The sequence below is a fragment of the Variovorax sp. P4_D9 genome, assembly GCF_056401695.1.
The window spans coordinates 1-511 of the sequence record NZ_JBFUIU010001781.1; the positions used below are offsets into that span (position 1 = coordinate 1).

Annotated in this window: 1 pseudogene; it reads left to right on the forward strand. The window is 55.0% G+C overall.

The annotated features are described in order from the left end of the window. Positions 1 to 186 (forward strand): annotated as a pseudogene (locus tag AC1DY5_RS58315) (IS4 family transposase); the annotation flags it as partial. Between the last annotated feature and the right edge of the window lie 325 nt (positions 187 to 511).

Here is a 511-nt window from a genome sequence, read left to right on the forward strand (position 1 = left end):
GCGACTTACGTACTCATCGCCATCGTCAAGAAGGAGCTTCAACTCGATGCCTCTCTCTACACTTGTCTACAGATCTTGTCGGTCTCTGTTTTCGAGAAAACCCAGATTTCATGCGCCTTGCAAGCCGATCTGTCAATCGCGGATCCGATCGACGCCGCTAACCAGTTGAATTTGTTCAGCTTTTAACCGGACAGCAGTGAGGCCGAACTTTGAATCATTCCAAAGTTCGGTCTAGGTGCCGCAACACGATGACAAAAGCACCAGGCTCGTTCCGTAGGTCAAAAGGCTCAGAGAGTGAGAGTTTTTCTCCGAGCCCGTCAAACTGGCACGGGAATGGCTTCGCAGTTGGCATGACGACGCAGATTGATGCAAGCGAAGTGACCCGAGATGTGGCGCTGTTCGATGACCTACCGAAGCCGAGCGAGGCGCAGGTCGAGCAAGCGCGAGCGCAGGACGCGAGTCGGCGCAGCCAATGCGCACCTCGAGTGCTGCAGCCCAACCGGTTGCAGAT